24 protein-coding genes are annotated in these 26,890 nt (G+C 55.8%); 12 read left to right on the plus strand and 12 right to left on the minus strand.

Features of this window, described 5'->3' with window-relative positions; all coding sequences use genetic code 11:
* Positions 1-30 precede the first annotated feature (30 nt).
* Complete coding sequence (locus EAW52_RS12030) at positions 31-651, plus strand: flavin reductase family protein (RefSeq protein ID WP_122042573.1); 621 nt, start codon at positions 31-33, stop codon at positions 649-651.
* 193 nt (positions 652-844) lie between these two features.
* Here EAW52_RS12030 and EAW52_RS12035 read toward each other — a convergent pair whose 3' ends face one another.
* Entirely contained in the window at positions 845-2,287 is a 1,443-nt protein-coding gene (locus EAW52_RS12035) for a heavy metal sensor histidine kinase (protein ID WP_122042574.1), read from the minus strand.
* Complete coding sequence (locus EAW52_RS12040; protein WP_122042575.1) at positions 2,260-2,955, minus strand: heavy metal response regulator transcription factor; 696 nt, start codon at positions 2,953-2,955, stop codon at positions 2,260-2,262. Before EAW52_RS12040 ends, EAW52_RS12035 begins: the two co-directional genes overlap by 28 nt.
* A 139-nt stretch (positions 2,956-3,094) precedes the next feature.
* Between EAW52_RS12040 and EAW52_RS12045 the strand changes: the two genes are divergently transcribed.
* The 4 genes from EAW52_RS12045 (at position 3,095) to EAW52_RS12060 (ending at position 5,768) form a co-directional block, all read left to right on the plus strand.
* Complete coding sequence (locus tag EAW52_RS12045; RefSeq protein WP_122042576.1) at positions 3,095-3,718, plus strand: hypothetical protein; 624 nt, start codon at positions 3,095-3,097, stop codon at positions 3,716-3,718.
* 53 nt (positions 3,719-3,771) lie between these two features.
* The gene (locus tag EAW52_RS12050) at positions 3,772-4,395 is read left to right on the plus strand and encodes a cytochrome b/b6 domain-containing protein (RefSeq protein WP_122042577.1); all 624 of its coding nucleotides are present in this window, start codon (positions 3,772-3,774) and stop codon (positions 4,393-4,395) included.
* On the plus strand, positions 4,388-5,146 hold the full coding sequence (locus EAW52_RS12055; protein WP_122042578.1) for a molybdopterin-dependent oxidoreductase: 759 nt from the start codon (positions 4,388-4,390) through the stop codon (positions 5,144-5,146). Before EAW52_RS12050 ends, EAW52_RS12055 begins: the two co-directional genes overlap by 8 nt.
* Before the next feature lie 346 nt (positions 5,147-5,492).
* A complete protein-coding gene (locus tag EAW52_RS12060; protein WP_010798273.1) occupies positions 5,493-5,768 on the plus strand; it encodes a hypothetical protein in 276 nt (91 codons plus the stop codon).
* On the opposite strand, the gene EAW52_RS12065 is transcribed toward EAW52_RS12060, so the two are convergent.
* On the minus strand, positions 5,769-6,893 hold the full coding sequence (locus EAW52_RS12065) for a metallophosphoesterase (RefSeq protein ID WP_122042579.1): 1,125 nt from the start codon (positions 6,891-6,893) through the stop codon (positions 5,769-5,771).
* A 220-nt stretch (positions 6,894-7,113) separates the two neighbouring features.
* Here EAW52_RS12065 and EAW52_RS12070 point away from each other — a divergent pair, with 220 nt between their 5' ends.
* The 5 genes from EAW52_RS12070 to EAW52_RS12090 all read left to right on the plus strand — a co-directional run bounded on the left by EAW52_RS12070 (position 7,114) and on the right by EAW52_RS12090 (position 14,045).
* A complete protein-coding gene (locus EAW52_RS12070; protein ID WP_122042580.1) occupies positions 7,114-7,857 on the plus strand; it encodes an SDR family oxidoreductase in 744 nt (247 codons plus the stop codon).
* A 197-nt stretch (positions 7,858-8,054) separates the two neighbouring features.
* Entirely contained in the window at positions 8,055-8,720 is a 666-nt protein-coding gene (locus tag EAW52_RS12075) for a 4Fe-4S dicluster domain-containing protein (protein ID WP_162997626.1), read from the plus strand.
* Between the two features lie 37 nt (positions 8,721-8,757).
* Positions 8,758-11,388 carry a molybdopterin-dependent oxidoreductase gene (locus EAW52_RS12080; RefSeq protein ID WP_162997627.1) on the plus strand — a complete coding sequence of 877 codons (2,631 nt, stop codon included), beginning with the start codon at positions 8,758-8,760 and terminating at the stop codon, positions 11,386-11,388.
* A 279-nt stretch (positions 11,389-11,667) separates the two neighbouring features.
* On the plus strand, positions 11,668-13,344 hold the full coding sequence (locus EAW52_RS12085) for a Na+/H+ antiporter (protein ID WP_074826360.1): 1,677 nt from the start codon (positions 11,668-11,670) through the stop codon (positions 13,342-13,344).
* Positions 13,345-13,700: 356 nt separating this feature from the next.
* On the plus strand, positions 13,701-14,045 hold the full coding sequence (locus EAW52_RS12090; RefSeq protein ID WP_122042583.1) for a hypothetical protein: 345 nt from the start codon (positions 13,701-13,703) through the stop codon (positions 14,043-14,045).
* 2 nt (positions 14,046-14,047) lie between these two features.
* On the opposite strand, the gene EAW52_RS12095 is transcribed toward EAW52_RS12090, so the two are convergent.
* The 3 genes from EAW52_RS12095 to EAW52_RS12105 all read right to left on the minus strand — a co-directional run bounded on the left by EAW52_RS12095 (position 14,048) and on the right by EAW52_RS12105 (position 16,926).
* Positions 14,048-14,386: a hypothetical protein gene (locus EAW52_RS12095; protein WP_010798266.1), complete on the minus strand. Its 339-nt coding sequence runs from the start codon at positions 14,384-14,386 to the stop codon at positions 14,048-14,050.
* Between the two features lie 121 nt (positions 14,387-14,507).
* Positions 14,508-16,052, minus strand: coding sequence for a sensor domain-containing diguanylate cyclase (locus EAW52_RS12100; RefSeq protein ID WP_122042584.1), 1,545 nt, complete (start codon positions 16,050-16,052; stop codon positions 14,508-14,510).
* A gap of 127 nt (positions 16,053-16,179) precedes the next feature.
* A complete protein-coding gene (locus EAW52_RS12105; RefSeq protein ID WP_010798264.1) occupies positions 16,180-16,926 on the minus strand; it encodes an NYN domain-containing protein in 747 nt (248 codons plus the stop codon).
* Positions 16,927-17,210: 284 nt separating this feature from the next.
* Between EAW52_RS12105 and bglX the strand changes: the two genes are divergently transcribed.
* A complete protein-coding gene (bglX, locus tag EAW52_RS12110; protein ID WP_122042585.1) occupies positions 17,211-19,508 on the plus strand; it encodes a beta-glucosidase BglX in 2,298 nt (765 codons plus the stop codon).
* Positions 19,509-19,549: 41 nt separating this feature from the next.
* Here the strand turns inward: bglX and EAW52_RS12115 are convergent, their stop codons facing one another.
* The 6 genes from EAW52_RS12115 to EAW52_RS12140 all read right to left on the minus strand — a co-directional run bounded on the left by EAW52_RS12115 (position 19,550) and on the right by EAW52_RS12140 (position 25,706).
* Positions 19,550-20,773: a DUF445 domain-containing protein gene (locus EAW52_RS12115; RefSeq protein ID WP_122044790.1), complete on the minus strand. Its 1,224-nt coding sequence runs from the start codon at positions 20,771-20,773 to the stop codon at positions 19,550-19,552.
* Between the two features lie 122 nt (positions 20,774-20,895).
* Positions 20,896-21,171, minus strand: coding sequence for a peptidylprolyl isomerase (locus tag EAW52_RS12120; RefSeq protein ID WP_122042586.1), 276 nt, complete (start codon positions 21,169-21,171; stop codon positions 20,896-20,898).
* 78 nt (positions 21,172-21,249) lie between these two features.
* The gene (locus tag EAW52_RS12125) at positions 21,250-21,780 is read right to left on the minus strand and encodes a hypothetical protein (protein WP_122042587.1); all 531 of its coding nucleotides are present in this window, start codon (positions 21,778-21,780) and stop codon (positions 21,250-21,252) included.
* Positions 21,781-21,887: 107 nt separating this feature from the next.
* A complete protein-coding gene (mmsB, locus tag EAW52_RS12130; protein WP_122042588.1) occupies positions 21,888-22,772 on the minus strand; it encodes a 3-hydroxyisobutyrate dehydrogenase in 885 nt (294 codons plus the stop codon).
* A gap of 37 nt (positions 22,773-22,809) precedes the next feature.
* Positions 22,810-24,336, minus strand: coding sequence for a CoA-acylating methylmalonate-semialdehyde dehydrogenase (locus tag EAW52_RS12135; RefSeq protein ID WP_122042589.1), 1,527 nt, complete (start codon positions 24,334-24,336; stop codon positions 22,810-22,812).
* A complete protein-coding gene (locus EAW52_RS12140) occupies positions 24,333-25,706 on the minus strand; it encodes an MFS transporter (RefSeq protein WP_122042590.1) in 1,374 nt (457 codons plus the stop codon). The genes EAW52_RS12135 and EAW52_RS12140 overlap by 4 nt, the downstream gene beginning before the upstream one ends.
* 126 nt (positions 25,707-25,832) lie before the next feature.
* On the opposite strand from EAW52_RS12140, the gene EAW52_RS12145 reads away from it, so the two are divergent.
* Positions 25,833-26,786: a LysR family transcriptional regulator gene (locus tag EAW52_RS12145; protein ID WP_196122091.1), complete on the plus strand. Its 954-nt coding sequence runs from the start codon at positions 25,833-25,835 to the stop codon at positions 26,784-26,786.
* The last annotated feature ends 104 nt before the right edge of the window (positions 26,787-26,890 follow it).

Genomic DNA, 26,890 nt, shown 5'->3' on the forward strand with positions numbered 1-26,890 from the left:
ATGTAATCATCTAGTCAGGAGAGGCTGTCGATGTCTGAACACGTTCATTTCTACGAACCCGCCAAAGGCCATGATCTGCCCCACGATCCCTTTAATGCGATCGTCGGCCCACGTCCGATTGGCTGGATTTCCTCTCACAACGAGCAGGGGCAATTGAATCTGGCGCCGTACAGTTTCTTCAATGCCTTCAACTATGTGCCGCCCATTATCGGCTTTTCCAGCATTGGCTATAAGGATAGCGTACGTAATATCGAGCGGACGGGTGAGTTCTGCTGGAACCTTGCGACACGCGCACTGGCGGAACAGATGAACACCAGCTGTGCAGCGGTAGCGCCGGAGGTCAACGAATTTGAGCTGGCCGGGTTGACGACTGCACCCTCACGCGTGATCTCGGTACCACGTGTTGCCGAAACCCCGGTGTCCTTCGAATGCAAGCTCACTCAACTGATCCAACTGCAAACCGCAGCCGGGGATTCGGTGGAAAGCTGGCTGGTGTTGGGCGAGGTGGTCGGCGTGCATATCGACAAATCCCTCCTGGTCGATGGGGTCTACCAGACTGCGGCCGCACGGCCCATCTTGCGCGGGGGTGGCCCGGCAGACTATTTCGAGATTACCGAAGCGCAGCTCTTCAAGATGTACCGGCCGAAATAAATACCCAATAATTATTCAGCGCAAACGAAAAACCCCGCGCTTGGCGGGGTTTCGTCGACCTTACTCAACATCCTGTCAAGTTGCCATCCTGGCGTGGTCGTCGTCCTTGAGGTGCGATGAGCGCTTCCTGCGCTGCATTCCGATATGTGTAGATTACGCAGATGCTGCATGCAGGCCTAGCGCCAACCGACTTCTATCCGTGTAAGCCTTTTGCCATAGGTGCCGTCAGTATGGACTCGCGCTTTGGAGCCACATGGGGAAAGCGCAAGGTAAAGCAAATGTGCCGATGCTCATCCTGCTCGACGCTTGCACTTCCCCCATGCAGACGCATGATGGCTGCTACAATCGCCAGTCCAAGCCCGTTGGATTCCGAGCCATGCCGTGCCGCATCACCTCGGTAGAACCGATCAAACAAGCGCTCCAGCTGACGAGGTTCGAGCATAGGGCAGCTGTTCTCTACCTGGATCCATTGCTCCTGTCCTTTTTGCAGTGTACGGATATGGATAACGGAACCTTTGTCCGCATATCGAATGGCGTTGGCAACTAGATTGCTCAGCGCACGGCGCACCATCAGCGGATCAGCTTCCAACTTCCCGTCGGCTTCAGTACTGAGCCGCAGCTCACGCTCTTCGGCCAGCCCTTCGAAGTAGTCCGCTACACGCTCCAGCTCGTCTGCGAGCGCCAGGGTTTTGTAATCAAGTACCGCCTGTGCATCATCGGCGCGGGCAAGAAACAGAATGCTCTCCACCATGCGCGAAATACGCTCCAGCTCCTCCAGATTGGAGGCAATTACACTCTGGTACTCATCCCGGGAACGAGGCTGCTGCAACGTAACCTGGCAGATCCCCATCAGCGAACCAATAGGCGTGCGAATCTCATGGGCAAGGTCCGCTGAAAATTGCACCAGACGCTGGTAACCATCTGCCAGCCGATCCAGCATACCGTTGAACGCCGTGGTGAGTTGATCCAGCTCCTTGGGCGTATTGGCGGGGTCGAGCCGACTGTTCAATCGCGCGGGTGTGATTGTTGCGGCATGGGCAGCCATTTCACGAATAGGCAGCAACCCTCTGCGCAGCAATAGATAGCCTAGAATAGCTGTCAGCAGAAACGCCAGCACTACGGCGCCCAGGATGCGCTCACGGAATGTATCAAGCATGGCCATTTCCTTGACCAGCAGATGAGCCGCCACGACACGAACCGAGGTATCCCCGGAACGGACTTCAGCTGCCGCTGCGCGCAGGGGAATATTGTTCGGCGCAACGCCACTGCGCAGGTCATCCAGACTCAATGACTCGTCACTGCCGACCATAGGCAAATCCGGCAGTATGGCCTGCTTGGGATTGACCATGACGATAGGCTGTCCCTGCTGGCTGATGATGAAGACATCCTCCTCATTACCCAGCATGTTTTCGAACAACTGCGGATTGCGCTGTAGATCCGCCAGGTTCAGGTCATACCTCAACAATTTACGAAAATGGTCGACCCGCCCAAGTACGGCATAATCACTGCGCTCCAGTAGCGTGTGTTTCAACGAGCCGTACAGATAAACGCCCGCGCCGCCTACGGTCAGCATCGCGACGACCGCAAAGGCCAGGGTTGCCCGGAGGGTTAGAGAAGGCTGTCTTCGGGTGCGCATGGCCGAGCCTCACAGACGTAGCCAATGCCGCGTACCGTATGAATAAGTTTGATGGGATAGGGTTGATCGATCTTGCTGCGTAGTCGCTTGATGGCCACATCCACTACATTGGTGTCGCTATCGAAATTCATGTCCCACACTTCCGACGCGATCAAGGTACGCGACAGCACCTCACCCTCACGGCGCAGCAGCAGATGCAACAATGCGAATTCCTTGTTGGTCAGCGTAATCACCTGCTGCTGCCGCGTGACGCGCCGCCTGAGCAAGTCCAGCTCAAGATCTGCCAGGTGATAGTGATCGACCTCACGGACAACGCCACGTCTGAGTAGCGTACGGATGCGTAACACCAGCTCGGTAAACGAAAACGGCTTGACCAGATAATCATCCGCACCCAGCTCAAGGCCGCGGATACGGTCCTGCACCTGATCGCGGGCGGTAAGAAACAGGACAGGCACATCATGCTTCTTGCGCAGCACTTCCATGATCTGCCAACCGTCGATACCAGGCAGCATGACGTCCAGAATGATCAGGCCATAGTGCTGCTCAAGCGCCATATGCAGGCCGTCCGCGCCATGCTGGGCCCAGTCCACTACATAGCCGGACTCACCCAGCCCTTTCTTCAGGTACTCACCGGTTTTTGTGTCGTCTTCAATCAGTAATAGGTGCACAGTTGCTCTCCTGCGATCAGTCGATTCTAACGAGCACGGCGACGACGGTGGATTACATTTTTGTCATTCCCCCGTCATCTTCATGACCCCTTCCCTGCGCGAGCATGGCTCCTGCAACCTATCCCAGAAGGATTCGCCCATGACCAAGAATCTGTTATCCACTGCCCTAGGTACCTTGTTGCTGAGCAGCACGTTGCTTGCCCATGCCGCCACGCCCGCCGGCGCCGCCATGCCTACCGTCAAGCCGGTTCGCGGAACGGTAGATGCCGTTCAATCCAATATGCTGAATCTCACCACTCGCAATGGCCAACACCTGTCGGTTGCATTGACTGACAAGACATCTTATCGCCTGGTCTCTCCGGCCAAACTGGACGCGATCGAGCCCAACAGCTTTGTAGGTTCCGCCGCCATTCCGCAGCCGGACGGCAGCCTCAAGGCACTGGAAGTTACCGTATTTGAAGCCAGCCTGCGGGGTACTGGCGAGGGTCACTATGGGTGGGAAAATGCTGATGGCTCCGCTGGCACTATGACCAATGGCACTGTGGGCGAACTTAAAAACGCCAATGGCCGCACCCTGACAGTGCAGTACAAGGGCGGCGAAAAGCAGTTGCATGTGCCTGAAGATGTGCCGATTGCCTATGTAGAACCCGGCAAGGCGGACGAACTCAAGCCTGGAACCAAGATCGTGTTGTTTCCTGATGCTGATGGCAAGACGGCCAAAGGCGTTGCAATCGGCAAAGACGGCTATACCCCACCCATGTAGTCCAGCTGAGGCGCACCGGAGCGGTGCGCCTACCCTCCTATCGGAGATGACCCATGACGCATCCGACTACCACGCGGCGGCTGGTGCATACCTGGCCGGTACGCCTGACTCACTGGATCAACGCCCTTGCCATGCCCTGCATGTTTTTGAGCGGATGGGGTATCTACAACGCCTCACCGCTATTCGGGTTCGCCTTTCCGACCTGGGCTACCTTGGGCGGCTGGCTGGGTGGCTCCATTGCCTGGCATTTCGCGGTCATGTGGGTCCTGGTGATCAATGGCGCCCTCTATGTGCTGTACAGCCTCGCCAGTCGACACTTTCGTCGGGACTTGTTGCCCATAGGCGTCCAGGCCTTTCGCCAGGACCTTATGGATGCGCTGCGCTTTCGGCTAGCCCATCGACTGGGTACGTATAACGCTGTGCAGCGGCTGATGTACTGGTTCGTACTGGCCATGGGCGCTCTGGTCGTACTGTCGGGTCTTGCAATCTGGAAGCCCGTACAGTTGCAGGCCTTGGCCACTCTGTTCGGTGGATTTGACCGGGCACGCTATGTCCACTTCCTTGCCATGGCTGGGATCGGCGGGTTTGTGATTATCCACCTGACCCTCGTCATGCTTGTCCCTCGCACTTTTCTTCCGATGATCACCGGTCGGGCCAAGGAAGCGCATCATGAGTGAGCGCAAAACTAGAATTCACCTTGAGCCAGCGCAGCGTACGCAAGTGGTTAACCTGCAGCGGCGACTGTTCCTGCGCTCCGGTCTTACCGTTGGCGCCATGGCCATGCTGACTGGCTGTAATCTGCAGGATGGCGATCAGGTAGACAAGGTGCTCTGGGCCCTGTCCCGTTGGAATGATCGGGTTCAGGCCTGGTTGTTTAGCGGCCAGCGTCTGGCGCCGGTCTACCGGGAAGACCAGATCACTCACCCCTTTCCTTTCAACGCCTTTTACCCTGAATACAACGTTCCTGACGTAGACTTGAGCGATTATCGCCTTGAGGTCTCGGGGCTCGTACAAAAGAAGCAGCCCTGGACGCTGGAAGCGCTGCGGCGACTTCCTCAGCGCAGCGACATTACTCGGCTGATCTGTATCGAAGGTTGGAGTGCCATTGGTCAGTGGAGTGGCGTACCGCTCAAGACCTTTCTCGAACACATCGGCGCTGACACCACGGCAAAGTATGTTGCCTTCAAGTGTGCCGACCGCTATTACTCCAGCATCGACATGGCCACTGCCCTTCATCCACAAACCCTTCTGGCACTGGACTTTGGCAAGACACCGTTACCGCCCGACTACGGCTACCCGCTTCGCCTGCGCGTACCCACCAAGCTGGGCTTCAAGAACCCCAAGCATATTGGCGAGCTGTTTGTAACCAACCAATACCCGGGAGGGTACTGGGAAGATCAGGGCTACAATTGGTTCAGCGGTATTTGAAACCCAGCATTCTGCCCTTATATTAAGAGCCAGCCATATGATGCGTACCGTATTTGCCTTTGCGCCGGTACGCCTCTTTTCAGCTTCATGCTGCGCTTGTACGGGCTAACGCCCTTATTCCTAGAACAATCCCAATACCGCCTAGGCTGGCATCAACCAGGTCTGAACCTGTCGTACGTCGACGGCCCGATTCAAGTATCGGACAGCCGTGCCGTCATAGAGCATATGGGCATCGAGCTTTCAGACCTGATAAATCAATCATGCCGCTCCTGAACAAGAGCGCAGCATTGTTGCTGAAAAGACCGACCGGGCCTTATTTATCCAACGTCTTTTCAAAGGTAATTTCATGCACAACTTACTCGCCTCGAAGAACGCGCGCTATTACGCACTCGCGCTAGTCTTCCTGTTTTGCGGCACGCTGGCACTGTTCGGCCTGCTAGGTTTTTTCGACCCCTTCAAAACGCATCATCTGATGCTGAACAGTGCAGATAACCGCAGCGACATCATCATCTGGATGCTGCGCAAAGTATCCTGGTTCCTGTTCATGGCGGTGTCTTTCAGCGGATCACTTCTGTTCCTGGATGCAGCGGTTACGCCAGCAACCGCCACGTCCGACAAGTAATCAGCGACGCGCAGAGACCAGTCGGATGCGGGTGATTTCCGAGGGCGCACCAAAGCGAATCGGAGGTCCCCAATAACCTGTGCCTCGGCTGATATAGACACAAAGCCTCCCCAGCCGATGGATACCGGCCACCCACGGCTGCTGGAAACGCACAAAATGCATCCACGGCCAGAACTGCCCTCCATGAGTATGTCCGGAAAGCTGAACATCAAACCCCGCCTCGGCTGCCAGCTTTGCTGAGCGTGGCTGATGGGCCAGAAGAACCTTGGGCACGTTGTTCGGCGCACCCTGGAGCGCCGCCTGCGGATCGCTTTTGTGCTGCGGCACAAACATTCCGGCGGAATAATCCGTAATTCCTGCCAGCACCAGCTCAGCCCCGTTGTGAGCAATCACCACATGCTCGTTGAGCAGCACCCTGAGCCCCATGTGTTTCAAGTGGCTTACCCACTCCAAAGCACCTGAGTAGTACTCATGATTGCCTGTCACCACGTACACACCGTAACGGCCTTTTAGTTCGACCAGTGGCTGAATGTGCTCGGCCAGCTGCTTCACAGAACCATCGACCAGATCCCCTGTTACCGCGACGACATCGGCGTCAAGACGGTTCACACGTTGAACGATGGCAGAAATATAAGACCGGTGAATTGTCGGTCCGACATGGATATCGCTGATCTGAGCGATCGTAAAACCTTCCAGGGCTTCCGGCAGGTCTTCGACGAGTAATTCAACGTCAACGACGTTTGCAATTCGTCGTGCATTGAAGACGCCCAGCACCGTGAAGAGCAGCACCAGAACTATGACTGCCTCGGCAGAGCGTTCTGTGACCGCCTCGGACAGCGCGCCAGGAAACAACATGAGCACAGCGATCAGCACACCGCGCAACAGGCTTAGCACGGCCAGGCTGGAAAAAACTCCCATGGCCAGCAAACCTGCCCAGGCCAGCCAGGGCATGCGCAAACTGCGCGAGCGAAACCCTAATGGCACCAGGTAGCAGGACAGCGCCAGCAAAAGCGCGGTAAGCAACTGCCCTACATCGTTAAGCGGCAGATGGGGAATCAGCGTCACGCCGACATAAACATGAAGCAAAATCAGGATGACCGGCATCGTCCAGCGTGAGCGAAACATTTAAAGATCCTGTTCTAGAGCATTCAGGTAAGACCACAACGTTGCGGAAACATAACCGCGTTATAGGCAGCACACCAGCAGAAAGCCGCTGATAGAAACTGGTTCCATGGTTGCAACAAACGACCGGCCTTCTGTTTCCTGGCCTGTAGGAGACTTCAATAGAACCTATGCCCGTTCGCGTTGTTCTTTATCCAAGGCTTAAACCCCAAGGAGACAGGCCATGAGCAATAACATTGAAGGCAAGATCGTTGTGATTACCGGTGCCAGTAGCGGGCTGGGCGAGGCAACGGCCCGACAGTTAAGTCAGATGGGCGCAACCGTTGTTTTGGGCGCGCGCCGCCTGGAGCGTATCCAGGCCTTGGCTGATGAAATCAATGGCAACGGCGGCAAGGCGCTTGCCATGAAGACTGACGTCACCGACAGCGCACAGGTCAAGGCACTGGTCGAAAAAGCCATCGCCACCTATGGCTGCGTCGACACCCTGTTGAACAACGCAGGACTCATGCCGCACTCCCCGCTTGAGCGGCTTAAGATCGAAGACTGGGACCGCATGATCGACGTCAACGTCAAAGGTGTGCTTTACGGCATTGCTGCGGTACTGCCCCACATGTCCGAGCGCAAGGCCGGTCATATCATCAACGTATCGTCAGTAGCCGGACACAAGGTGCGCGCCGGCAGTACGGTCTACTCTGCAACCAAGCATGCCGTACGCATCATCTCCGAAGGACTACGCCAGGAGGTGAAGCCCTACAACATCCGCACCACCATCATTTCTCCAGGCGCAGTTGCTACCGAGCTGCCAGACAGCATCACCGAGCAGGACGTCGCTGAAAACGTCCGCAAATTCTATGAAATCGCTATTCCGGCAGACTCCTTCGCGCGAGCCGTCATTTACGCCATGAGCCAGCCGGATAATGTAGACATCAATGAGATTCTCTTCCGTCCTACGCTTCAGGACTACTGACACTGCTCCACGGGGTCTTGCCCGCAAGACCCTGTTTCGCCCTGCGCTATGCCGTCAGTTTTTTTGACGTCCTGCCTAGCTGTGCCACAATTTTCATCTTTACCGCTTCCGCCCTGACTGAGATTGCCCGTTTCGTCTGGACCAGACCAGACGTTTCGATGCACGAATCACTTATAAATAACACTAGAAGGTTTGGTATGGAGGACATCTCCCCCCAATGGCGCATGGCAATCGATTTGGAGCGCTGTATCGGTTGTCATGCCTGCTCGGTTGCCTGCAAGGTCGAAAACCAAGTGGAACTTGGCCACTTCAGAACCAAGGTCTATTACTACGATCAAGGCGAATTTCCTCACACACAGCGCAGCTTTCTTCCGGCTTTGTGCATGCAATGCGCCGATGCACCCTGTATCAAGGCGTGCCCTACGCATTCCATCGAAAAGGGCAAGGACGGCATTGTTCGAATCAACGTGGATACGTGTGATACCTGGGGCAGCTGCGTGACCGCCTGCCCATACGGCGCCCTGCACATTGATCCGGTTCAGTGGGTCGCCGACAAGTGCGACTTCTGCAGCCACCGCCTGGAGCAGGCCATGCAGCCTGCCTGCGTCGAAGCCTGCCCAACCGGCGTACTGGTCTTTGGTGATCTCAGCGATGCAGCAAGCCCTGTCGCGCAGTTCTACCAGAAGCGCGGAGCCGAGCTGGCCAGCCTCAAGCCTGAACAGGCCACTCAGCCGCAAGTTCTCTATCGAGGACTGGATCGCGTTGCGCCACGTGCCATCGAGACCAAGCTGCCACACGGACGCAACCACGACCCGCATTCTTACGAGATCGATACGTGGTCGGAGCTCGGTACGCCTACCTGAACACGCTTGCGTCCTGTCCCTTTTCGAGCATGAATCAATGAAACGTCGCACGTTCATCAAATCCGGAATGGCAGCGCTCGCGCAGCTTAAACTGGGTGAATACATCTACCTGGGCGTAGGTACCGCCGTTGGTGCCGGTGGTGTCGCTGCCGCCCTGGCCATGGATCCACCGCCCCGCAAGACCAAGCATGACTACAGTCAGGCCAAACGCGTCAAAAGCGTATGCCTGAACTGCTCCACCGTATGCGGTATCGAAGGCTTTGTCATTGATAACCAGGTCGTCAAGATTCGTGGCAACCCTCTCGATCCAAACATGGGTAGCTACATGACCTGCGCCAAGGGTCAGAGCGGGCCGACGATCAATGACTATCCCGAGCGACTGCTTTATCCTCTGAAGCGGGCGGGCGCTCGGGGCGAAGGTCTATGGCAACGGATTAGCTGGGATGAAGCTTATACAGAGATTGCCTCGCGTATTCAGCGCAGTATCGATGCAGGGCACCCCGAACGGGTCGCCTTGCATGCCGGACGCTCTCGCATCGATGCGGAGATCAAGCGGTTTCTAGGTGCCATCGGCTCTCCGGTACAGCTCAATCACCGGGCCCTATGCTCCTCAAGCAAGCGCGGCGCCAACTATATCAGCCTGGGCGACACCGACTGGGAGTCCATCGATGCCGAGCGCTGCCGATACTTTCTGAACTTCGGCTCCAATTTTTATGAGGCCCACCAGGGCGGTCTTCATTTGGCCAAGCGTGTGGCAACCGCCCGCTTCGATCATGGTGCCAAGCTTGTCACCTTCGACGTTCGCCTATCCAACACTGCTGGCCGCAGCGATGAGTGGCACGCGCCTTTTCCGGGTACCGAGGGTGCCATTGCGCTCGCCATGGGCCATGTCATCATGCGCGAGGGTGAATACGATCGCAGGTTCATGGAGCACTTCGTCAATCTGGATATTGATACAGTTCATGATTTCCTGGCTCCCTACACGCCTGAATGGGCGGCCCAGCAGTCAGGGATCGCCGCCAGTGACATCGAACGCCTTGCACTTGAATTTGCTCGCCAGCGCCCCGCTGCTGTGGCGTTTACCAACCGAGGGACAGGCGCCCATTACAATGGACTCAATGCTGAACGCGCCGTGGTCATGCTCAATGCCCTGGTTGGCGCTATAGGCCAGCCGGGTGGTTACTGCTATGGCCTGGAAGAAAAGCTCAGCGCCACTCGCTACCCGCAGCCGCAACCTGTGCCGCCCAAGCCGAAGCTGAGAACGGATCTGGAAGATCCGCCAGAGTGGCCACTGGCCAACCGCTGGCAGGAGATGAAGGTGGGCCAGATTGTGTATGACTACATCCGCCAAGGCCGCGCCAAGGTTGATGTGTATCTATCCTATACGATCAGCTCCCCCATGACCTGGCCTGAGGGCCGCTCGACAACGGTCGAGGTGCTCAAGGATGAATCCCTGATCCCTTTTCATGCCTGCTCCGACGTAGTTTATTCAGAGATGGCCCATTACGCCGATCTGATCCTGCCGGATGCGACCTACCTGGAGCGCTGGGGGCTTGATACCCGTAACAGCCTGGAACTCCAGCACTTCGTTACCTTGCGTCAACCCATGGTCCAGCCACCGGGCGAAGCACGTAGCTATGCCGATGTGCTGTTTGAGATTGGCCGACGCCTCGGCCCGGAACAGGCCAGATACTTTCAGTTTGGTGACCATGAGGCGTTTGTCCGACACCAATGCGCCAACATACCGGCTGGCGAAGAAGCTGATGGCTTCGAGTATATGAAAAAGCATGGCGTATACGTCGACCGCAGCGCTCCGAAAAGCTACGAGGTACATCGCCGTCGCCTCACGCCTGAACAGCTCCGCAACATGAGAGTCGACGAAGCCACGCAGGTCATCTACACGGCCAATGCGGCCGGCCAGGAAAGTGCTATTGGCCTGATGATCGAAGAGGACGGGATTCGCACAGCAGTCAGAGGTTTCCAGACACCCTCTCGCAAATTCGAGCTGTACTGCCCGGAGCTGGTCAAGGTCGCTACGACACTCGGCATTACCGATGACGGTCTGCCCAGTTATATCCCTATTCCTGCGCACCAGAACCTGCCGGAAGACCGGTTCATCCTGACCAGCTTCAAATGGAATGTGCATACTCAGGCCCGGACAGCCAATCAGAAATACCTGACGGAAATCGTCCATGACAATCCCATGTGGATCAATGCATCCACTGCCGCGTCACTTGGCCTTAAAACCGGCGACTGGGTTGAATTGACCACCTACCGCCCGGTCAGCGGCCCGCATGGTGACCAGGCCTATAAGGGGACAGGTGAGCCTGTAGGCTCCGAGCGTGTTCGTATTTTCGTAACCCAGGGCATACATCCTCGCGTGTTTGCGGTATCCAACAGCCTTGGCTATCTCGTATCGGGTCGCGCTGCCCTTGCACGTCAGGGCGAGCGCAATACCGAAGCGACACTTGGCCAGCAGGGTTATGGAGGGACTCCAGAACAGGATGACCTAAGCACCTCGCTCTGGTGGGATGAACGCCAGGGCGGCCGCGGTAACGGTTACAACGTGAACCGAATTATTCCCATCAACCCACAACCGCTCATTGGTAACCAGGCTTGGTTCGATACAGTTTGTACGATTCGCAAAGTCGAAGGTAGAGAGGCGTGAAAAGGTAGGCAGGGCCTAGGCCATGCCACAACGCACGCGACAATGCGTTCATGGACATCGCGATAAATAACCAATAGAGTCTAATCGGTACGGCCTTGCTTATAACCAAAAGCTATGGCAAGGCTGTCTCGACTGTAATCCATTCTGGCTTCAACACCTTAAGCTGTACCTTGCCGTAGTTATGCTTCCCTGCGTTTCCCTCTAGCATTCATACGCCTCGTCCCGCTCGACGGTTTGACTAGCCATCAACCCTTTCCCGCAGGTTGATTCGCCTTACCCATGAATACCGTTTATCTCGTTCTGATTCTGCTACTGGTAGCGTCTGCAACCGGTGTGGCTGCCCGCTTCCTACCCGTACTTCCGACACCACTGGTTCAAATCGCATTTGGTGCCTTGCTGGCCTGGCCTGCCGGCGGTCTGCATGTGGAACTTGAGCCTGAAATCTTCATGCTGCTGTTTATTGCTCCGCTTCTCTTTGCCGATGCGCGACGCTTCCCGCAAAGGGAGTTCATGATTCTGCGAGGTCCTATCCTGGCGCTGGCCCTGGGTCTGGTGTTGATGACGGTGGTTGGTGTCGGCTATGTCGTGCATTGGATATTCCCTCACCTGCCTTTGCCCGTCTGCTTTGCGCTCACTGCCATTCTGTCCCCCACCGATGCCGTGGCGGTGTCCGCCATTTCCGGTCGTCTCCCCGTTCCACCGCGGCTCATGCATATCCTCGAAGGCGAATCGTTGATGAACGATGCCTCAGGCCTTGTGGCGTTCAAGTTTGCAGTTGCGGCAGCGCTTACCGGCGCGTTTTCCATCATGGATGCCACTGTGGGCTTCTTCATGATCTCGATAGGTGGTCTCGTCATCGGCGCGGCCATGGCCTTTGTTTTCAACTTCATCAGAACGCGCCTCATCGAGCGCCGACTGGGCGAAGCTTCAACGATCCAAATTGTGCTTCTACTGCTTCTGCTGCCCTTTGCAGCTTATCTGGTGGCTGAGCATTTCAATATGTCGGGCATCCTGTCCGCCGTAGCTGCGGGGATGGTCATCAACTATAAGGACCTGAAACGTCAGGACCAGACCAGCTCACGCATTCAAACGCGCAGCGTTTGGGACATGCTTGAGTTTGTGCTCAACGCCCTGGTCTTCCTGCTCCTAGGTTTTCAACTACCCGAAATCATCGAGGGTGCCCTACATTATGCGGAGCAGAATGGCGGTACGCTCGAATTCTTCAAGCTGCTGGGTCTGGTCGGCCTGATTTCCCTATCATTGTTTGCCATGCGTTTTGTCTGGATTCTGGGCGCAGCCCACCTGCCTCGCCTGCTGTCCAGGCGTGAAGCTAGACCCAGGGTATCGATGCGCGTCATTCTTGCGGGTAGCCTGGCTGGTATCCGTGGCACGGTAACCTTGGCAGCAGCGCTCTCCTTACCGGTCGCAATGAATGACGGCACTCCCTTTCCAGCACGAGAGCTACTTATCTTCCTGGCCACAGGCGTCATTATGTTTACCTTGATTGCCGGCAGTATCGGCCTCCCCCTAGTGCTTCGGAACCTGCATCTGCCAAAGGACACCAAGGCGTATGAAGAGGAACGAACAGCCCGCATTCGCGGCGCTGAAGCAGCTATTCGTCGAATTGAAAGCTACCGTCAGGAAAAAGCCAAGAAACTGGCCGAGCACAAGGGTGATGAAGAAATCATCATTGCGTTCAATGACGTTACGCTCCAACTGATGGACTACTACCACAAGCGGTTGGAAATCAATAATGTCGAACTCTCCACACCTGTCCTGGAAAGTCGCCGGGAGCTGGAGCGTGAAACCCGTCTGGAAGCATTGAAAGCTGAGCGCCATGAGTATTACAAGTTGCGCAGCAAGCACATTATCAATGACAACACCTTACGCAAGCTCGTACGTGAGGCAGACCTGCTTGAGACCGCTCTAGGCAACAACGCTGAGAAATCTCATTAAATATCGGTGACACTGATAGCCCGCGGGAGCCTGAACCGGTCCTGCCGGGTTGCCGGTAACCATTGAATTTTCTTAAGACAAATAAAAACCCCGCCGAGGCGGGGTTGTCAGTAATGCGGTTCTAACGGTGCTGACTAAGCTCATAGGAGGTGATGAGATTGCAGTTTCAAGATATCCCATCCAACCAAAACAAAAGCTGAACAGCCTTTAATCTTCTAGGGTGAGCCAAACGTGCAGACATCAAGGCGTTATCTGAGCGCTTTGGAACCTAGATCAAAATGATATAAAGGCAATTAGCCATTACCATTAGCCCTGTGATCTAATAACCTACATTTATTGTGGAATGGAAGATCATCTTGAGTTTCACTCATGCCAGCAAGGATGCCAGCGAGTTTCGTATCGACAGTGCTGTAGCGGCCATCGATTCAGCACGTTTTCAGACATATGTCTCTGAGGTTTGCCGTCTGGCCTTGGTGCTCGATGGCAGTATTCATCCTGAATACGCAGACAAGGCACGTTATCTGATAGACCGGTTGATTCAGATCGACACTGAACTTGAAGCGCTGCTCGGTTCTGCCAAGGCGCTGATAGCCGAATCCAGAAACTATCAACGCCCAAAGCCGCCCCCTGATCATGTAGAGCCGCCTTTGCAACCAGGACTGGACATACGTCCCTTCTCAGACGGCAGACGATTCGACTGACCTCAGGACGTTGCAGCTCGCATGGTGGGGCCTGGCTTGGGTAATACCCGCTTGCGCCATGTCGCCAGTTTTTCAAGCGTAATGCAATCCTGCCAGTCAGCGAGCGCAACGCCTTGATCAGCCAGGCGCTCACGTAAATCCTTCAGGTAATGATGCAATACGATGGGGTTGCTGAAATAAGCACTGTTCAACGGCTCGGAACTGAACAGGATGCCATTTTCCTTATCGTGAACCATGAAGCTGAAAGTTCTGTACGCCTCACCTTGTTTAAAGACGCAGCGAAGAGGCGCCAGGGCGTATCGGATCTTTCCACAAATGGCTTCGTAACGTAAATGTTGCATAGGTCCCTGCCCAACTACAGATAACTAGGTTGCGCAAAGACCTTACAGATGAGAATTAGTTCAATTTAAACAATAAACTAGGCTGTAATCTTATAGCAAACTCTCATCTACGGCATGTAGATTATGCTTGATGAAAAGGCTCACGGTTCGCCTGAACCTGATTTCTGCCGTCACGTTTGGCACGGTAAAGTGCCTGATCCGCGTTCATGATGAGTTTCTTGCCGGAACACTCATCGCCACGACTAGGTACATACGCATGCACACCGCAGCTGACCGTTACATAGCCGGTTGGATTACCAGGATGCGCCAGCTTGAGTTCTCGTACGTTTTCACGAATCCGCTCCGCAACCAGAACGGATCCATCCAGATCACTTCCTGGTAGAAGTACCGAAATCTCCTCGCCACCATAGCGAACAGCAACATCGCTGGGGCGGTTGAGGCTTTTCTGGATAGCTTTGGCGACACGTTGCAGACAATCGTCGCCGCCTGGATGGCCAAAGAGATCGTTATACGTCTTGAAGTAGTCGATATCGATCATGATCAGACCGACCGGATGAGAATAACGAAGCGCGCGCCCCAGCTCCGCAGGCAGCAACGTATCCAAATACCGTCTATTGGCGAGACCAGTCAGACCATCGTGCATGGCCAGCTTTTCAAGCTCCTGTTTGGCACCGACCAGATCAGCCTCTGCCTGTATGCCATGTTGAATCTGCCTGAGCAGTAAAAGCCCAAACATCGTCATGCCTAGCAGCATCAGCGCCACCATGGCAACGGCTCTGCGCGTCTCGTCAGTCCAATTAGCCAGAACAGCTTTTTTGGACAAGGCGGCACCCATCACCAATGGATAACGCTCTAACTGGCGATAACCATACATGCGCTCAACGTTATCCACGGACGCGCGGACCACCGCGACACCTACAGGTGCGCCGGGAAGATAATTACTGAAAATCGGACCTTGCTGAATGCTTTTGTTAACGTATTCATCTTTAAAAGGTCGTCGGGCGATGATCGAGCCATCGGTCAGGGCAAGAAAGATCGCGCCCTCGTCATCAAGCTTGAAACTGTCATAGAACTGTTGGAAATAGCTCATCTTGACCGTAGCCAACACGATGCCACCAAAGCTTCCATCAGGCTTGTTGAAACGCCGCGAGATCGGAATGATCCAGTTGTTGGAAGAGCGGCTGCGCACGGCATGATCAATGTGCGGCGTCAGATTGAAATTGGAGACATGCTGCTTGAAGTAGTTACGGTCCGCATTGTTGCTATTGGCCGGTATCGTCGGAAAGGATGTCGCCAGCCAATTGCCCTTTTCATCATAGACGAACAGTCCCTCAAGCTGTGGAAGGTCCTGCACATGCCGTCTGAGCAGCGCACTCATCCGAGCCATGTGCTGAGCGCTGGTGCCATCTATCTCCATACGCTCCTGCAGACCGAGCAGTACGGCATCAGCCTCGGTAAACGTATCCTCGGCATGCTGGGCCAAGGACTTGGCAAGGTTGGAGGTCATGACCTCGCCCTCGCTGATCTGGACATTTCGCGAATTCCAGACCTGCCAAGCCGTCAATGCCACCATTGACAGGCAAACCGTGACTAAAAAGAGAATCGTCAGGAGCTGTAGCGGTAACCGCTTGGCCTTCGAGTCGTACCCATTTTCGAAATCAAGCATATCTAGGCAAACCTGGAAGACCAAAAGCCTGAAACAAAGATTGCATACTGTAAGGGTTAATGCTGCAAATCACCTTAATTCATAGAGTGCCGTCCTGCACCCTAAGTCACATGGCGACAGCATTAATTTACAGTCGCTGCGTTGCCAGCACCTCAAACGCCTGCTCATCCGCGTTACGTCCACGCCAGGCGAGAATCTTGCCAGGACGGAAATTACGGGAGTCAATCATCGACTTGGTCAACCTGAGCTCGCCACGCAACCAGGCCGGATCGTCCGGCGAGAGCGAGGTGGGCGCCTGCTCCAGGCAGGAATAGAAGGCTCGCTGCCCATTCAGGTCCACATTCATGATCTGAATAACTCGGTCCCGGGGCTGAGCATCGCCAGCTAGAATATCGGGGATCAGATAAGCGTTGAGGAACACATCGGCGATCTGGACAAGATCGCTTGAGATATTTTTGAACGCTACGACTTCCACCCGTACGCCCTTCGCCTGAAGCGCCTGTGCCAGCGCGACAAAATCACCGTCGCCTGTCACCAGTACGACCCGATCCAGCTTGTCAGCTTGGGTCAGGACATCAACAGTGAGTTCCACATCGACATTGCCCTTGCGGGACGTGCCTGTATCGTTGTTGTAGCGCTTGACCGGCTTGATCAACAACCGAAACCCGGCGCCCTGGATACGGGCTACGTGGGCAGCATGCCAGTTCGCATACTCGGGCTTTTCTTCGGCCAGCACTTCGTCGAAGGCATGATAAGCCTTGGCGATAGTGACCACGCTGGATGCCTCATAGAAACGCCTGAGCGTTTCGTAGCGCATGTAGCTGCCGCCACTTGAGCTGATATTGTCTGAATCGACGTAGATGCCTGTGCGCACGGGTAACCCTTACTGAACTGCAAACCATGACAACGTCCGATGAACGCTATCAGTATAGATAGCTAATATACCCTGCCGCGTCCATCCGCCTAAGTCACAGGTTGTCAGAATGACATCACGGAGCTGAAAACAGTAGCCTATCGAACTAAAAAGACAGTCGGTCAACCGGCTGAACTCGACGTTTCAGAAATCACATGCCCGCATTTTGCTGTTATGCGAAACTGCTCACTCTTGCCGTTTCGTTGCAAGAAGAGAAAGAAGAATAAAACCCTTTGAGGTGTCACTTGAAGAAGCTGTATGTGCTAGGAACCTTGGCGGCATGCTTTTGTGCTGCTGCGCTGGCTGAAACAGACCGCGCTGCCCCTTCAGTCAGGGAACATGACAAGAGTGTTTTTATCGACAAGCTCATGAAACAAATGACGCTTGAAGAAAAGATAGGCCAGCTCAACCTGGTAAGCGTTGGTCCTGACTACACCAAGGACGCCATCATGGCAGACATTCGGGCCGGCAAGGTAGGCGCGATGTTCAATACGGTCACTCGGCCCGACATTCGTCAGATGCAGGTCCAGGCGGTAGAGCACAGCCGCCTCAAGATCCCACTGTTATATGCTTATGATGTGGTGCATGGCCACCGCACCATTTTTCCTATCAACCTGGGGATGGCGTCCAGCTGGGATCTGGAAGCGATTGCCTTGAGCGGGCGCATTTCAGCAGAGGAAGCCAGTGCAGACGGTCTGAATCTCACCTTCTCGCCGACAGTTGACGTCACTCGTGACCCTCGCTGGGGACGGGTTTCCGAGACCTTTGGTGAAGACAGCTACCTGACCTCAAGGATTGCCGGCACACTGATCAAGGCGTATCAGGGTGACGACCTGGCGTCTACGCATTCGATTATGGCCAGCTTCAAGCACTTCGCGTTGTACGGCGCGACTGAAGGCGGTCGTGATTACAACACGGTCGACATGAGCCCTCAGCGCATGTTCCAGGACTATCTTGCCCCCTACAAGGCGGCAGTGGAGGCAGGCTCGGGCAGTGTTATGGTTTCGCTCAATGCCATCAACGGCATTCCTTCCACAGCCAATCGATGGCTGTTAAAGGATCTGCTGAGAGACCAGTGGGGGTTCAAGGGCCTCATCATCAGTGATCACGGCGCCATCAACGAGTTGATCCGTCACGGCGTCGCCGAAGATGGGCGCGAAGCCGCAAAGCTCGCTATCAAGGCAGGCGTGGACTTGAACATGCACGACGACTTGTATGGCACCCAGCTCCCCGCCCTGCTCAAGAGCGGCGAAATCAGCCAACAGGAAATCGACGATGCCTGCCGTTATGTACTCAGCGCCAAATATGACCTGGGCCTGTTCAAAGACCCTTATGCCTTCCTGGGCAAACCGAACGATCCACCTTTTGATACCAACGCCGAGAGCCGCTTACACCGAGAAGCCGCGCGGGAGGTAGGCCGCAAAAGTCAGGTCCTACTCAAGAATAAAGGTAACCTGCTCCCACTTGAAAAGAACGGTACCATTGCGGTTATCGGCCCCCTGGCCAAGAGCCAGCGTGACGTAATGGGAAACTGGTCAGCCGCCGGAATGACCCAGCAAGCCGTCTCCCTTTATCAGGGCCTGGCTAACGCAGTCGGTGACAAGGCCACACTGGTCTATGCCAAAGGCGCCAACATTACTGATGACGCCAGTATTCTTGCCTATCTGAACTCCTACGACCCTGCTGTCGAGGTAGACCACCGCTCTACCGAAGACATGATCGAAGAAGCGGTAGAGGTAGCCTCGAAAGCGGATGTCATTGTCGCCGCGGTAGGTGAGTCGCAAGGCATGGCCCATGAAGCATCCAGCCGCGCCCATATCGATATTCCGAACAATCAGCGCCGCTTGGTCAGAGCCTTGAAAGACACTGGTAAGCCTCTGGTACTGGTGCTCATGAATGGCCGACCACTAGATCTGAGTTGGGAAAGCCAACAGGCCGACGCGCTACTGGAAACCTGGTTTAGCGGCACTGAGGGCGGTAACGCTATCGCCGATGTCTTGTTTGGCGATTACAACCCCTCCGGCAAGCTGCCCATGACCTTTCCACGCTCGGTTGGCCAGATACCCATCTATTACAATCACCTCAATACCGGCAGACCGTTCAATCCCAAGGACCCGGGCAAATACACGTCTCGCTATTTCGATGAGGCTAACGGACCGCTTTATCCCTTCGGCTACGGCTTGAGCTACACCACTTTCGGCCTTTCCGATATAACGCTTTCCAGCGGAACGCTGCACCGAAATGACAGACTGAAAGCCAGTGTGACGCTGAAAAATACGGGACAGCGCGCGGGCGAGACGGTTGTACAGCTGTACTTGCGAGACGTTACTGCCTCAATCAGCCGTCCGATCAAGGAGCTGAAGGATTTCCGCAAGGTCATGCTGCAACCTGGCGAAGAAAAGGTTATCGATTTCGACATCAGTGAAGAAGACCTAAAATTCTACAACGCAGACCTGAAGTACGCCGCCGAGCCCGGTACATTCAAGGTCTATATCGGACTGGATTCGGAAGATGTAAAGGAGCAGCAGTTCCGCCTGCTTTAACCAGCTGGAAGTGCCGGGCCATCCGGCACTTCTTCACCCAGCTACCCTACCAGCAGTTGGGTGACCGTATGGATGATCAGTCCAACCAGTCCGCCTACGAGCGTGCCATTGATGCGGATGAACTGCAGGTCCCTGCCTACGTTCTTTTCAAGCTGTTCGACCAGCTCGTGAGTGTTCCAGGCTTCGACTCGCTCGGCGATGTAGTCTCCAACCTGACCGCGATAACGCTCAATGACAGGAGGCGCCACCTCCTCAATCTGATCATTGATCCATTGCCGCATAGGCGCATCCGCTGCCAGCGCAGCCCCCAGCCCTTGGGTCAGACGAATCAGGCGTCGACGTATGGAGGAATCGTCCTTGCCCAGATCATCCTGCAGCCAGTCGATCAGATCATCCCAGAGCCCTTGCAGATACCCGGCAATGGCGGGGTGCTCGATCAGCTGCATACGGACCTGCTCGCCTTTCACCCGAAATTCGGGATCGTTCTTGAGCTTCTCGATGAAGTCCGCGACATAATGGTCGAAGCGAGCCCTCATCTCATGATCCTTGTCTTCGCTGATCTCGGTAATGAGCACCGAGATCCGCTTGACGACCTTCTCGGCCGACCAGCGCCCCGCATACTCATCGAGCCGAACATAGCGCAACGCGCTGAGCTCTGAAGAGATCGCACGGGCAATCATCGCCTGAGTATCTTCGTCCCTCATCATGCGGTCGATCTCACGCAGCACATCATCGAGCATGGCCTGATGGCGCCGGTCTGCCGTCATGACATCCAGCAGCTGCCCGCTCAACAGTGCCAGGTCAACCTGCTGCAACCGAGCCGTCGCCGTGCGCTGGATAAAGCGCTGAACACGCTCATCCCGCAAGGCACCTACACCGAATCGGGCCACCCCTATCAGATGATTACCCAGGGCTTCGGCATGGTGAGGCTTTTGCAGCCAGCCGGCCAGCTGGTCGGCTGCGTTGAATTCTCTGACCTTTGCCATCAGCTGAGGGGTGGACAGGAAATTAAGACAGATGAAATCCGAAAGCTTGCGCCCTATGCCCGCCTTGTTACGTGGAATGATAGCCGTGTGAGGAATAGGCAGCCCCAGGGGATGCCTGAACAGCGCGGTAACCGCAAACCAGTCGGCGATCGCGCCAACCATCGCCGCCTCGGCAAAGGCGGCGACATACCCCCAGATAGGATGGATGTCATGCAGTGCGGTAGCGACCGCATACAGGACAGCGGCGGCCAGCAACAGGCAGCCCGCCAGAATCTTCATGCGAAAGACTGGGGACTGCCAGCGATCGGATTTTGCAGGTGCATCAGGTGTTACAGGTTCGTTGGCCAAAACGGTCCTCGCTCGGGTCGTTGTTCCTGTCTGGGTGACTAAGCAGGCTGCGCTCAGTCCCGGTAATACACTTTGACCAGGTGATAGCCAAACTTGCTTTTGACCGGACCATGAATATCACCGACCGACTTCTTGAAAATCACCTGATCGATCACCCTGACCATCTGGCCCGGTTTGACCTCGCCAAGGTCGCCGCCCCGCTTTCCTGAAGGGCAAATCGAAAATTTCTTCGCCAGTACGTCAAAGGCCTCGCCTTTTTCAAGGCGCTTCCTGAGGGCGTCCGCCTCGTCGGATGTCTTGACCAGAATATGCTTGGCCATGGCTTTCATAAAAGGGAACCTCAGGGTCGATAATGGCCGACCCGCTGTTTATCCAGTGGAGAGATGGCAGGTTGATGACTGAACGCCTCAGTCTTCCAACGCGTTCTCTAGCGCTTCATAGGACGGCGCCGCGTAGATGTCGAGCTCGGCGCAGAGATCCAGTACGCGCTGCACGTCATGGGTATACACCAGAACGGTTTGCAGCTCATCATCAAGTGGCTCACTGAAATCCATCAGGGTGTAGCCACCCTTTTCCTTGTACATGCTGCTCAGCTGAACCTGGATCCGATTGAGTGCTTTGAGTGGTTCAACCTTCACCAGCTGCTTGGGTTTGATGTTGAACGGCACATCCTTGCCGAAGGAATCCATGATGTGCTGGAGCAGCTCATCGTAACTATCGGCCTGGAACAGTACCGTTTCCGGCAAACTGCCGACTACTACCCACTCGCCCAGCGAAATCGGGAAGGTCTCGTCGTAATTGATATCCGGATTGGCTGCCAGGAACGCTTCGGGATCGGCATAAGCTTGTGCAGCTTCGTCAGCGATCCGCGCGATCTCCTCATCGCTCATACAGCCGGAGCTGATTAGGGTGATCAGTTCAAGGAGTTGGTCTTTCATGTGAGGCATCCGGAAATAATCGAATGCCTAGTGTACAGGGAGGCGGTGCCGGATGCCGACTCGCTGGCCCAGCGGCGTGGTATTAGCGCTGGGCCGACTGATCAGCGCTAAGGCTTGCGGTACAGCCCGATGATACCGGAAAAGTCCTTGCCGCCCTCACCTCGCTGGCTCATGCTCTGGTAGAGCTGTTGTGCCAGCGCACCCAACAGAACCGGTTGGCGCACCTGCTTCGCCGCTTCAGTGGCAAGCCCCAGATCCTTGAGCATGAGGTCAGCCCCAAAACCACCGGTGTAGCCTCGTGAAGACGGCGCCGTCTCGATGATACCCGGCCAGGGGTTATAGGTATCCGAACTCCAGCAGCGTCCGGTAGAGGTATTGATGATGCTGGCCAGAACCTTGGTGTCGATGCCGAGCGCATCGCCCAGCGCCATGGCTTCTGCAACACCGATCATGCTGATGCCCAGCAGCAGGTTGTTACAGACTTTGGCGACCTGTCCGGTTCCGACCTCACCACAATGCACGATATTCCTACCCATATCAGAGAGTACCGGCTGTATGAGATTGAACAGCTCAGGCGTCGCGCCGACCATAAAAGTCAAGGTGCCTGCCTGCGCACCGCCCGTCCCCCCTGAAACCGGCGCATCGGCCATGGCGACTCCTCGCTCCGCCGCCACCTGGGCGACCTCCCGGGCCGTCTGAGGATCGATGGTGCTGCTGTCAACCGCTACGGCTCCGTCAGGCAGTGCCGCTAGAAGCCCCTCTTCACCCAGGTAGACACTGCGCACATGGGTCGCGGCAGGCAGCATGGTAATGACCAGCTCACATTCCAGTACAGCGTCCCGGGCAGAGTTTGCCGCCTTGGCGCCCGCTTCCGCCAGGGCGCCAACCGCCTGTGCGTTGACATCGAAGACCGTGAGCGCATGTCCGGCTTTCAGCAGGTTATGCGCCATCGGAGCCCCCATGTTTCCCAAACCAATAAAGGCAATACGCATGGTTATTCTCCTTCTATAACGTTGAGGACCGCTCCTATCAACGCAAGGTAATCGTTGTATTCACCCCATCGCTGACACTGTCATCGTCGAACCAGCGGGCCGTGACGGTTTTGGTCTGGGTGTAAAACTGGACGACTTGCTTACCGTAAGGCCCTAGATCACCCAGTTTGGAACCGCGGGAGCCGGTAAAGCTGAAGAAGGGAACCGGTACCGGGATCGGAATATTGATTCCTACCTGACCAGCATCGATTTCACTCTGGAATTTGCGAGCCGCTGCACCGCTCTGGGTAAAGAGCCCAGTTCCGTTACCGAAGGGGTTGCGATTTACCAGAGCAATCGCCTCATCCAGCGTATCAACTTCGAGGGTCAGCAGAACCGGACCAAAGATTTCTTCCGTGTAGATACGCATGTCTGTCGTAACGCCGGAAAACAGCGTAGGTCCTACGAAATTACCCTGCTCGTATCCGGGCACCTGAACATTGCGGCCGTCAAGCAGCAATGAAGCACCTTCCGCCACCCCGCTTTCAATCAGACCGAGCACACGTTCCCTGGCCTGTTTGGAGATCAGCGGACCAACGTCAGTCCCCGGTTCGGACCCGGCATTGACCTTGAGTTGTTCAGCCTTGGCCTTGAGCTCCGGCAGCCATTCGCGCGTCTTACCTACCAGAACAGCCACCGAAGTGGCCATGCAGCGCTGGCCGGCAGCACCAAAAGCCGCACCTACCAATGCATTAAGCGTCTGCTCCTTGTTGGCATCGGGTAACACCACCGCGTGATTCTTGGCGCCCATCATCGCCTGCACACGCTTGCCGTGCTGACCCGCCAGATTGTAAACATGAGTACCAACGGCTGTAGACCCGACAAAGGAGACAGCCTTTATATCGGGATGAGTACACAGCGCATCGACTACGTCCTTTCCGCCGTGTACCACATTGAGTACACCGGGTGGAATGCCGGCCTCAAGCGCCAACTCGACCAGCTGCATCGTGGAAAGCGGGTCCTGCTCGGAAGGCTTGAGCACGAACGTATTGCCACAGACGATAGCCATGGGGAACATCCACAGCGGGATCATGGCCGGGAAATTGAAGGGTGTAATGCCTGCGCAGACACCAATAGGCTGGCGTAGCGTATAAGTATCCACCTCGCCCGCCACGTTTTCGGCAAACTCTCCCATCTGCAGACTACCCACCGAGCAGGCGTGCTCGACGACCTCCAGACCCCGGAAGATGTCACCTTCGGCATCAGCCACGGTCTTGCCCTGTTCGGCACTCAACGTTTGGGCAATCGGCTTCATATGCTCACGGATCAATGCCTGATACTTGAGCATGATGCGCATACGCGCACCGATAGGCGTACGCTTCCAGCGGGTAAACGCCTGCTGGGCAGCAGCGATCGCCGCATTGACCTCATCGGTCGTGGCAAAGGGAACACGAGCCAGCACCTGCTGAGTTGCCGGGTTGACAATATCACGCCACTCCTGCGTTTTGGAGTTCACCCACTCACCGTTGATCAGCAGTTTGACTTGGCTGATATCAGCCTTGGCATCATTCAAGGGGGCGTTCATAGGGATTCTCCTGAGGTGGAATTGACCACGCTAACGGGGCGGGAAGCGGTAGTGGAAATAGCGGCGCGGCCGACCTGAGGATCCGGCTTCATCAGGGCCGTACAAAGCAATGCGATCGCACCCATGACCAGCAGATAGGCGATGACGTATCGCGGATTGCCCTCTCCCACCGAGAGCAGCGTAGTGGCAATCATCGGTGCAAATCCGCCGCCCAGAACGCCGGCAAACTGAACCGAGAGCGAAATTCCGCTATAGCGAATCTGCGCTGGATATTGACGGGCAAACAACAATGACTCAGGCGCATACAGGATGGGAAACACTACGCCCACGGCCAGCACCATGGCCCACCAAACAAGCAGGGGCTCACGTGTTCCCAGCATGGCAAAGAAGGGATAAACAAAGACGCACAGCAGGAGCAGCCCGGTGAAATAGAGACGCCGCTGCCCTACCCGATCAGAGAGATAACCACAGAACGGCATGGTGACCAGGGACAGTGCGGCACCGGCGGTAATAGCATTCAGTACACTGGCGCGGGGAATCTGGAGCTGATTGGCGGCATAGGCCAGCGCAAAGGTGACCGCCATATAGAACCAGGCGTTTTCAGCCGTGCGGGCGCCGATGATGGCCAGAGTTTCCCGAGGGTGCTCCTTGAGCACTGTAAACAAGGGGATCTTGACCTTACGCCCCTCCTGCTTGAGCCGTTCAAAGTCAGGCGACTCCGCCACCTTTACCCGGATCAGCCAGCCGATACCCAGCAGTACCACACTGGCCAGAAATGGCAGCCGCCATCCCCAGGCCAGCATATCTTCCTCTGGCAAAGTGGCCACCGCCCCCATGGCCAACGAGGCCAGTACTAAGCCTGCCCCAACACCAGTCTGCGGCAGGCTGCCATAAAAGCCTTTTTTGCCTTCCGGCGCATGCTCGACCGCCATCAGCACGGCGCCACCCCACTCTCCGCCTACGGCCATACCTTGCAGGAAGCGCATGACTACCAACAGCAAGGCTGCCCAATAGCCGATCTGGTCATAGGTGGGAATCAGGCCGATGGCGATGGTAGGAACGCCCATCAACATGAGCGTCAGCAATAACATGGATTTTCGCCCAATCCGGTCACCGAAATGACCAAACACGATGCCGCCCATGGGACGACCAAGAAACCCCACGGCGTAGGTGGCAAAGGCAGCCAGTACGCCACTCATGGGATCAAGGGCAGGAAAGAACAGCTTATTGAAGACCAATGCCGCAGCAGTGCCGTAGAGGAAAAAGTCATACCACTCAATGGTGGTTCCGGCCATGCTGGCCAACCCGGCGATCCGATAGTGCTTGCGACCAGATGAGGTCGCTCTGGGTGATGGCGTGCCTGTAGTCATAAACGCCTCCGCTTATTATTGTTGTGCGAGGTGTCATCAGCCGGAATCGCGTTCTGGCGCTTGCGGCTGTTTCGGAGTATAGATGTGCAAACTTCCGATAAGAACGCACAAAAAAGCCGGACCGATATGCAAAAAAATCTCATGTCCCCTGCCGCACTTGACTGGGACGATCTCAAGTTTTTCCTGGAGGTAGCCCGGACACGAACGGCTACCGGCGCGGCTCGCAGGCTAGCGGTGGACTACACGACGGTGTCACGCCGTATCCGTATTCTGGAGCAGACGCTAGGCGCCTTACTGTTTGAAAAATCACGCAGCAGCGGCTTTGCAATGACCACCGAAGGCCAGCGGCTCCTGGGCTATGCAGAGGCTATCGAGAGCACGCTGCAATCGGCCTGTGAAGAGGTCGCCGGCGCAGGGCTGTCCCTGTCGGGACATGTCCGAATTGGCTCCACAGAAGGGTTCGGCAGCTTCTTCATCGCGCCGCAAGTCAGCCATTTTCAGCAAACCTATCCAAGCCTGACGGTCGATGTCTTGCCGGTTCCGCATTTCATCAGCCTGTCCAAACGTGAGGCAGACATTGCCATTACCCTGGAGCGGCCTGAACGAGGGCCTTACGTCTGCACGAAACTGTGTGATTACCAGCTCAAGCTCTATGCGACTCCGGGCTATCTAGAGCGGCACGGCCCCATTCATGATCGGAGCGATCTGGCTGAGCATACCTTTATCACCTATGTAGATGATCTCGCTTTTAGCCCGGAGCTGTTGTATTTGGAACACGCTGTTCCAAGCGCTCGATCGGTATTACGCAGCACCAGTGTAATCGCTCAATATACGGCGGCGCTTCAGGGACGCTCGCTGGCGATCTTGCCCTGCTTTCTGGCCGGCCCGGATCTCCGTTTGCAACCGCTGCTTGCGGAGGAAATCCAAATAACACGGCATTTCTGGATGTATTGTCAGGAGGATTTGCGGGCATTGAAGCGCGTTACGCTACTTTGGGACTACCTCAAAGCCTGCGCCGAACTAAACGAACCACTGTTAAGCGGCGCCTCCAGTGAAATGAGATTCATCGATCCTTCGTGACCTACAGCGTATCTAACGCTTCTACCACCCACAGGTTTTTACCGGTCATATGAAACAAGTACGGTGCTCTATGTGTCCTTGTTACAAAATCGACAACGCACCGT

Origin of the sequence: Pseudomonas sp. LTJR-52 (genome assembly GCF_003691465.1) — a bacterium.
GTDB lineage: Bacteria > Pseudomonadota > Gammaproteobacteria > Pseudomonadales > Pseudomonadaceae > Chryseomonas > Chryseomonas luteola.

Excerpts from the sequence above, each read along its gene's own strand:
- EAW52_RS12060 (WP_010798273.1), top strand. The coding sequence starts at position 5,493 with ATGCACAACTTACTCGCCTCGAAGAACGCGCGCTATTACGCACTCGCG.
- EAW52_RS12030 (WP_122042573.1), top strand. The coding sequence starts at position 31 with ATGTCTGAACACGTTCATTTCTACGAACCCGCCAAAGGCCATGATCTG.
- EAW52_RS12125 (WP_122042587.1), bottom strand. The coding sequence starts at position 21,780 with ATGAAAGACCAACTCCTTGAACTGATCACCCTAATCAGCTCCGGCTGT.
- EAW52_RS12035 (WP_122042574.1), bottom strand. The coding sequence starts at position 2,287 with ATGCGCACCCGAAGACAGCCTTCTCTAACCCTCCGGGCAACCCTGGCC.
- EAW52_RS12080 (WP_162997627.1), top strand. The coding sequence starts at position 8,758 with ATGAAACGTCGCACGTTCATCAAATCCGGAATGGCAGCGCTCGCGCAG.
- EAW52_RS12055 (WP_122042578.1), top strand. The coding sequence starts at position 4,388 with ATGAGTGAGCGCAAAACTAGAATTCACCTTGAGCCAGCGCAGCGTACG.
- EAW52_RS12050 (WP_122042577.1), top strand. The coding sequence starts at position 3,772 with ATGACGCATCCGACTACCACGCGGCGGCTGGTGCATACCTGGCCGGTA.
- EAW52_RS12095 (WP_010798266.1), bottom strand. The coding sequence starts at position 14,386 with ATGCAACATTTACGTTACGAAGCCATTTGTGGAAAGATCCGATACGCC.
- EAW52_RS12085 (WP_074826360.1), top strand. The coding sequence starts at position 11,668 with ATGAATACCGTTTATCTCGTTCTGATTCTGCTACTGGTAGCGTCTGCA.
- EAW52_RS12065 (WP_122042579.1), bottom strand. The coding sequence starts at position 6,893 with ATGTTTCGCTCACGCTGGACGATGCCGGTCATCCTGATTTTGCTTCAT.
- EAW52_RS12100 (WP_122042584.1), bottom strand. The coding sequence starts at position 16,052 with ATGCTTGATTTCGAAAATGGGTACGACTCGAAGGCCAAGCGGTTACCG.
- EAW52_RS12045 (WP_122042576.1), top strand. The coding sequence starts at position 3,095 with ATGACCAAGAATCTGTTATCCACTGCCCTAGGTACCTTGTTGCTGAGC.
- EAW52_RS12145 (WP_196122091.1), top strand. The coding sequence starts at position 25,833 with ATGCAAAAAAATCTCATGTCCCCTGCCGCACTTGACTGGGACGATCTC.
- EAW52_RS12075 (WP_162997626.1), top strand. The coding sequence starts at position 8,055 with ATGGAGGACATCTCCCCCCAATGGCGCATGGCAATCGATTTGGAGCGC.
- mmsB (WP_122042588.1), bottom strand. The coding sequence starts at position 22,772 with ATGCGTATTGCCTTTATTGGTTTGGGAAACATGGGGGCTCCGATGGCG.
- EAW52_RS12115 (WP_122044790.1), bottom strand. The coding sequence starts at position 20,773 with ATGAAGATTCTGGCGGGCTGCCTGTTGCTGGCCGCCGCTGTCCTGTAT.
- EAW52_RS12140 (WP_122042590.1), bottom strand. The coding sequence starts at position 25,706 with ATGACTACAGGCACGCCATCACCCAGAGCGACCTCATCTGGTCGCAAG.
- EAW52_RS12135 (WP_122042589.1), bottom strand. The coding sequence starts at position 24,336 with ATGAACGCCCCCTTGAATGATGCCAAGGCTGATATCAGCCAAGTCAAA.
- EAW52_RS12070 (WP_122042580.1), top strand. The coding sequence starts at position 7,114 with ATGAGCAATAACATTGAAGGCAAGATCGTTGTGATTACCGGTGCCAGT.
- EAW52_RS12120 (WP_122042586.1), bottom strand. The coding sequence starts at position 21,171 with ATGAAAGCCATGGCCAAGCATATTCTGGTCAAGACATCCGACGAGGCG.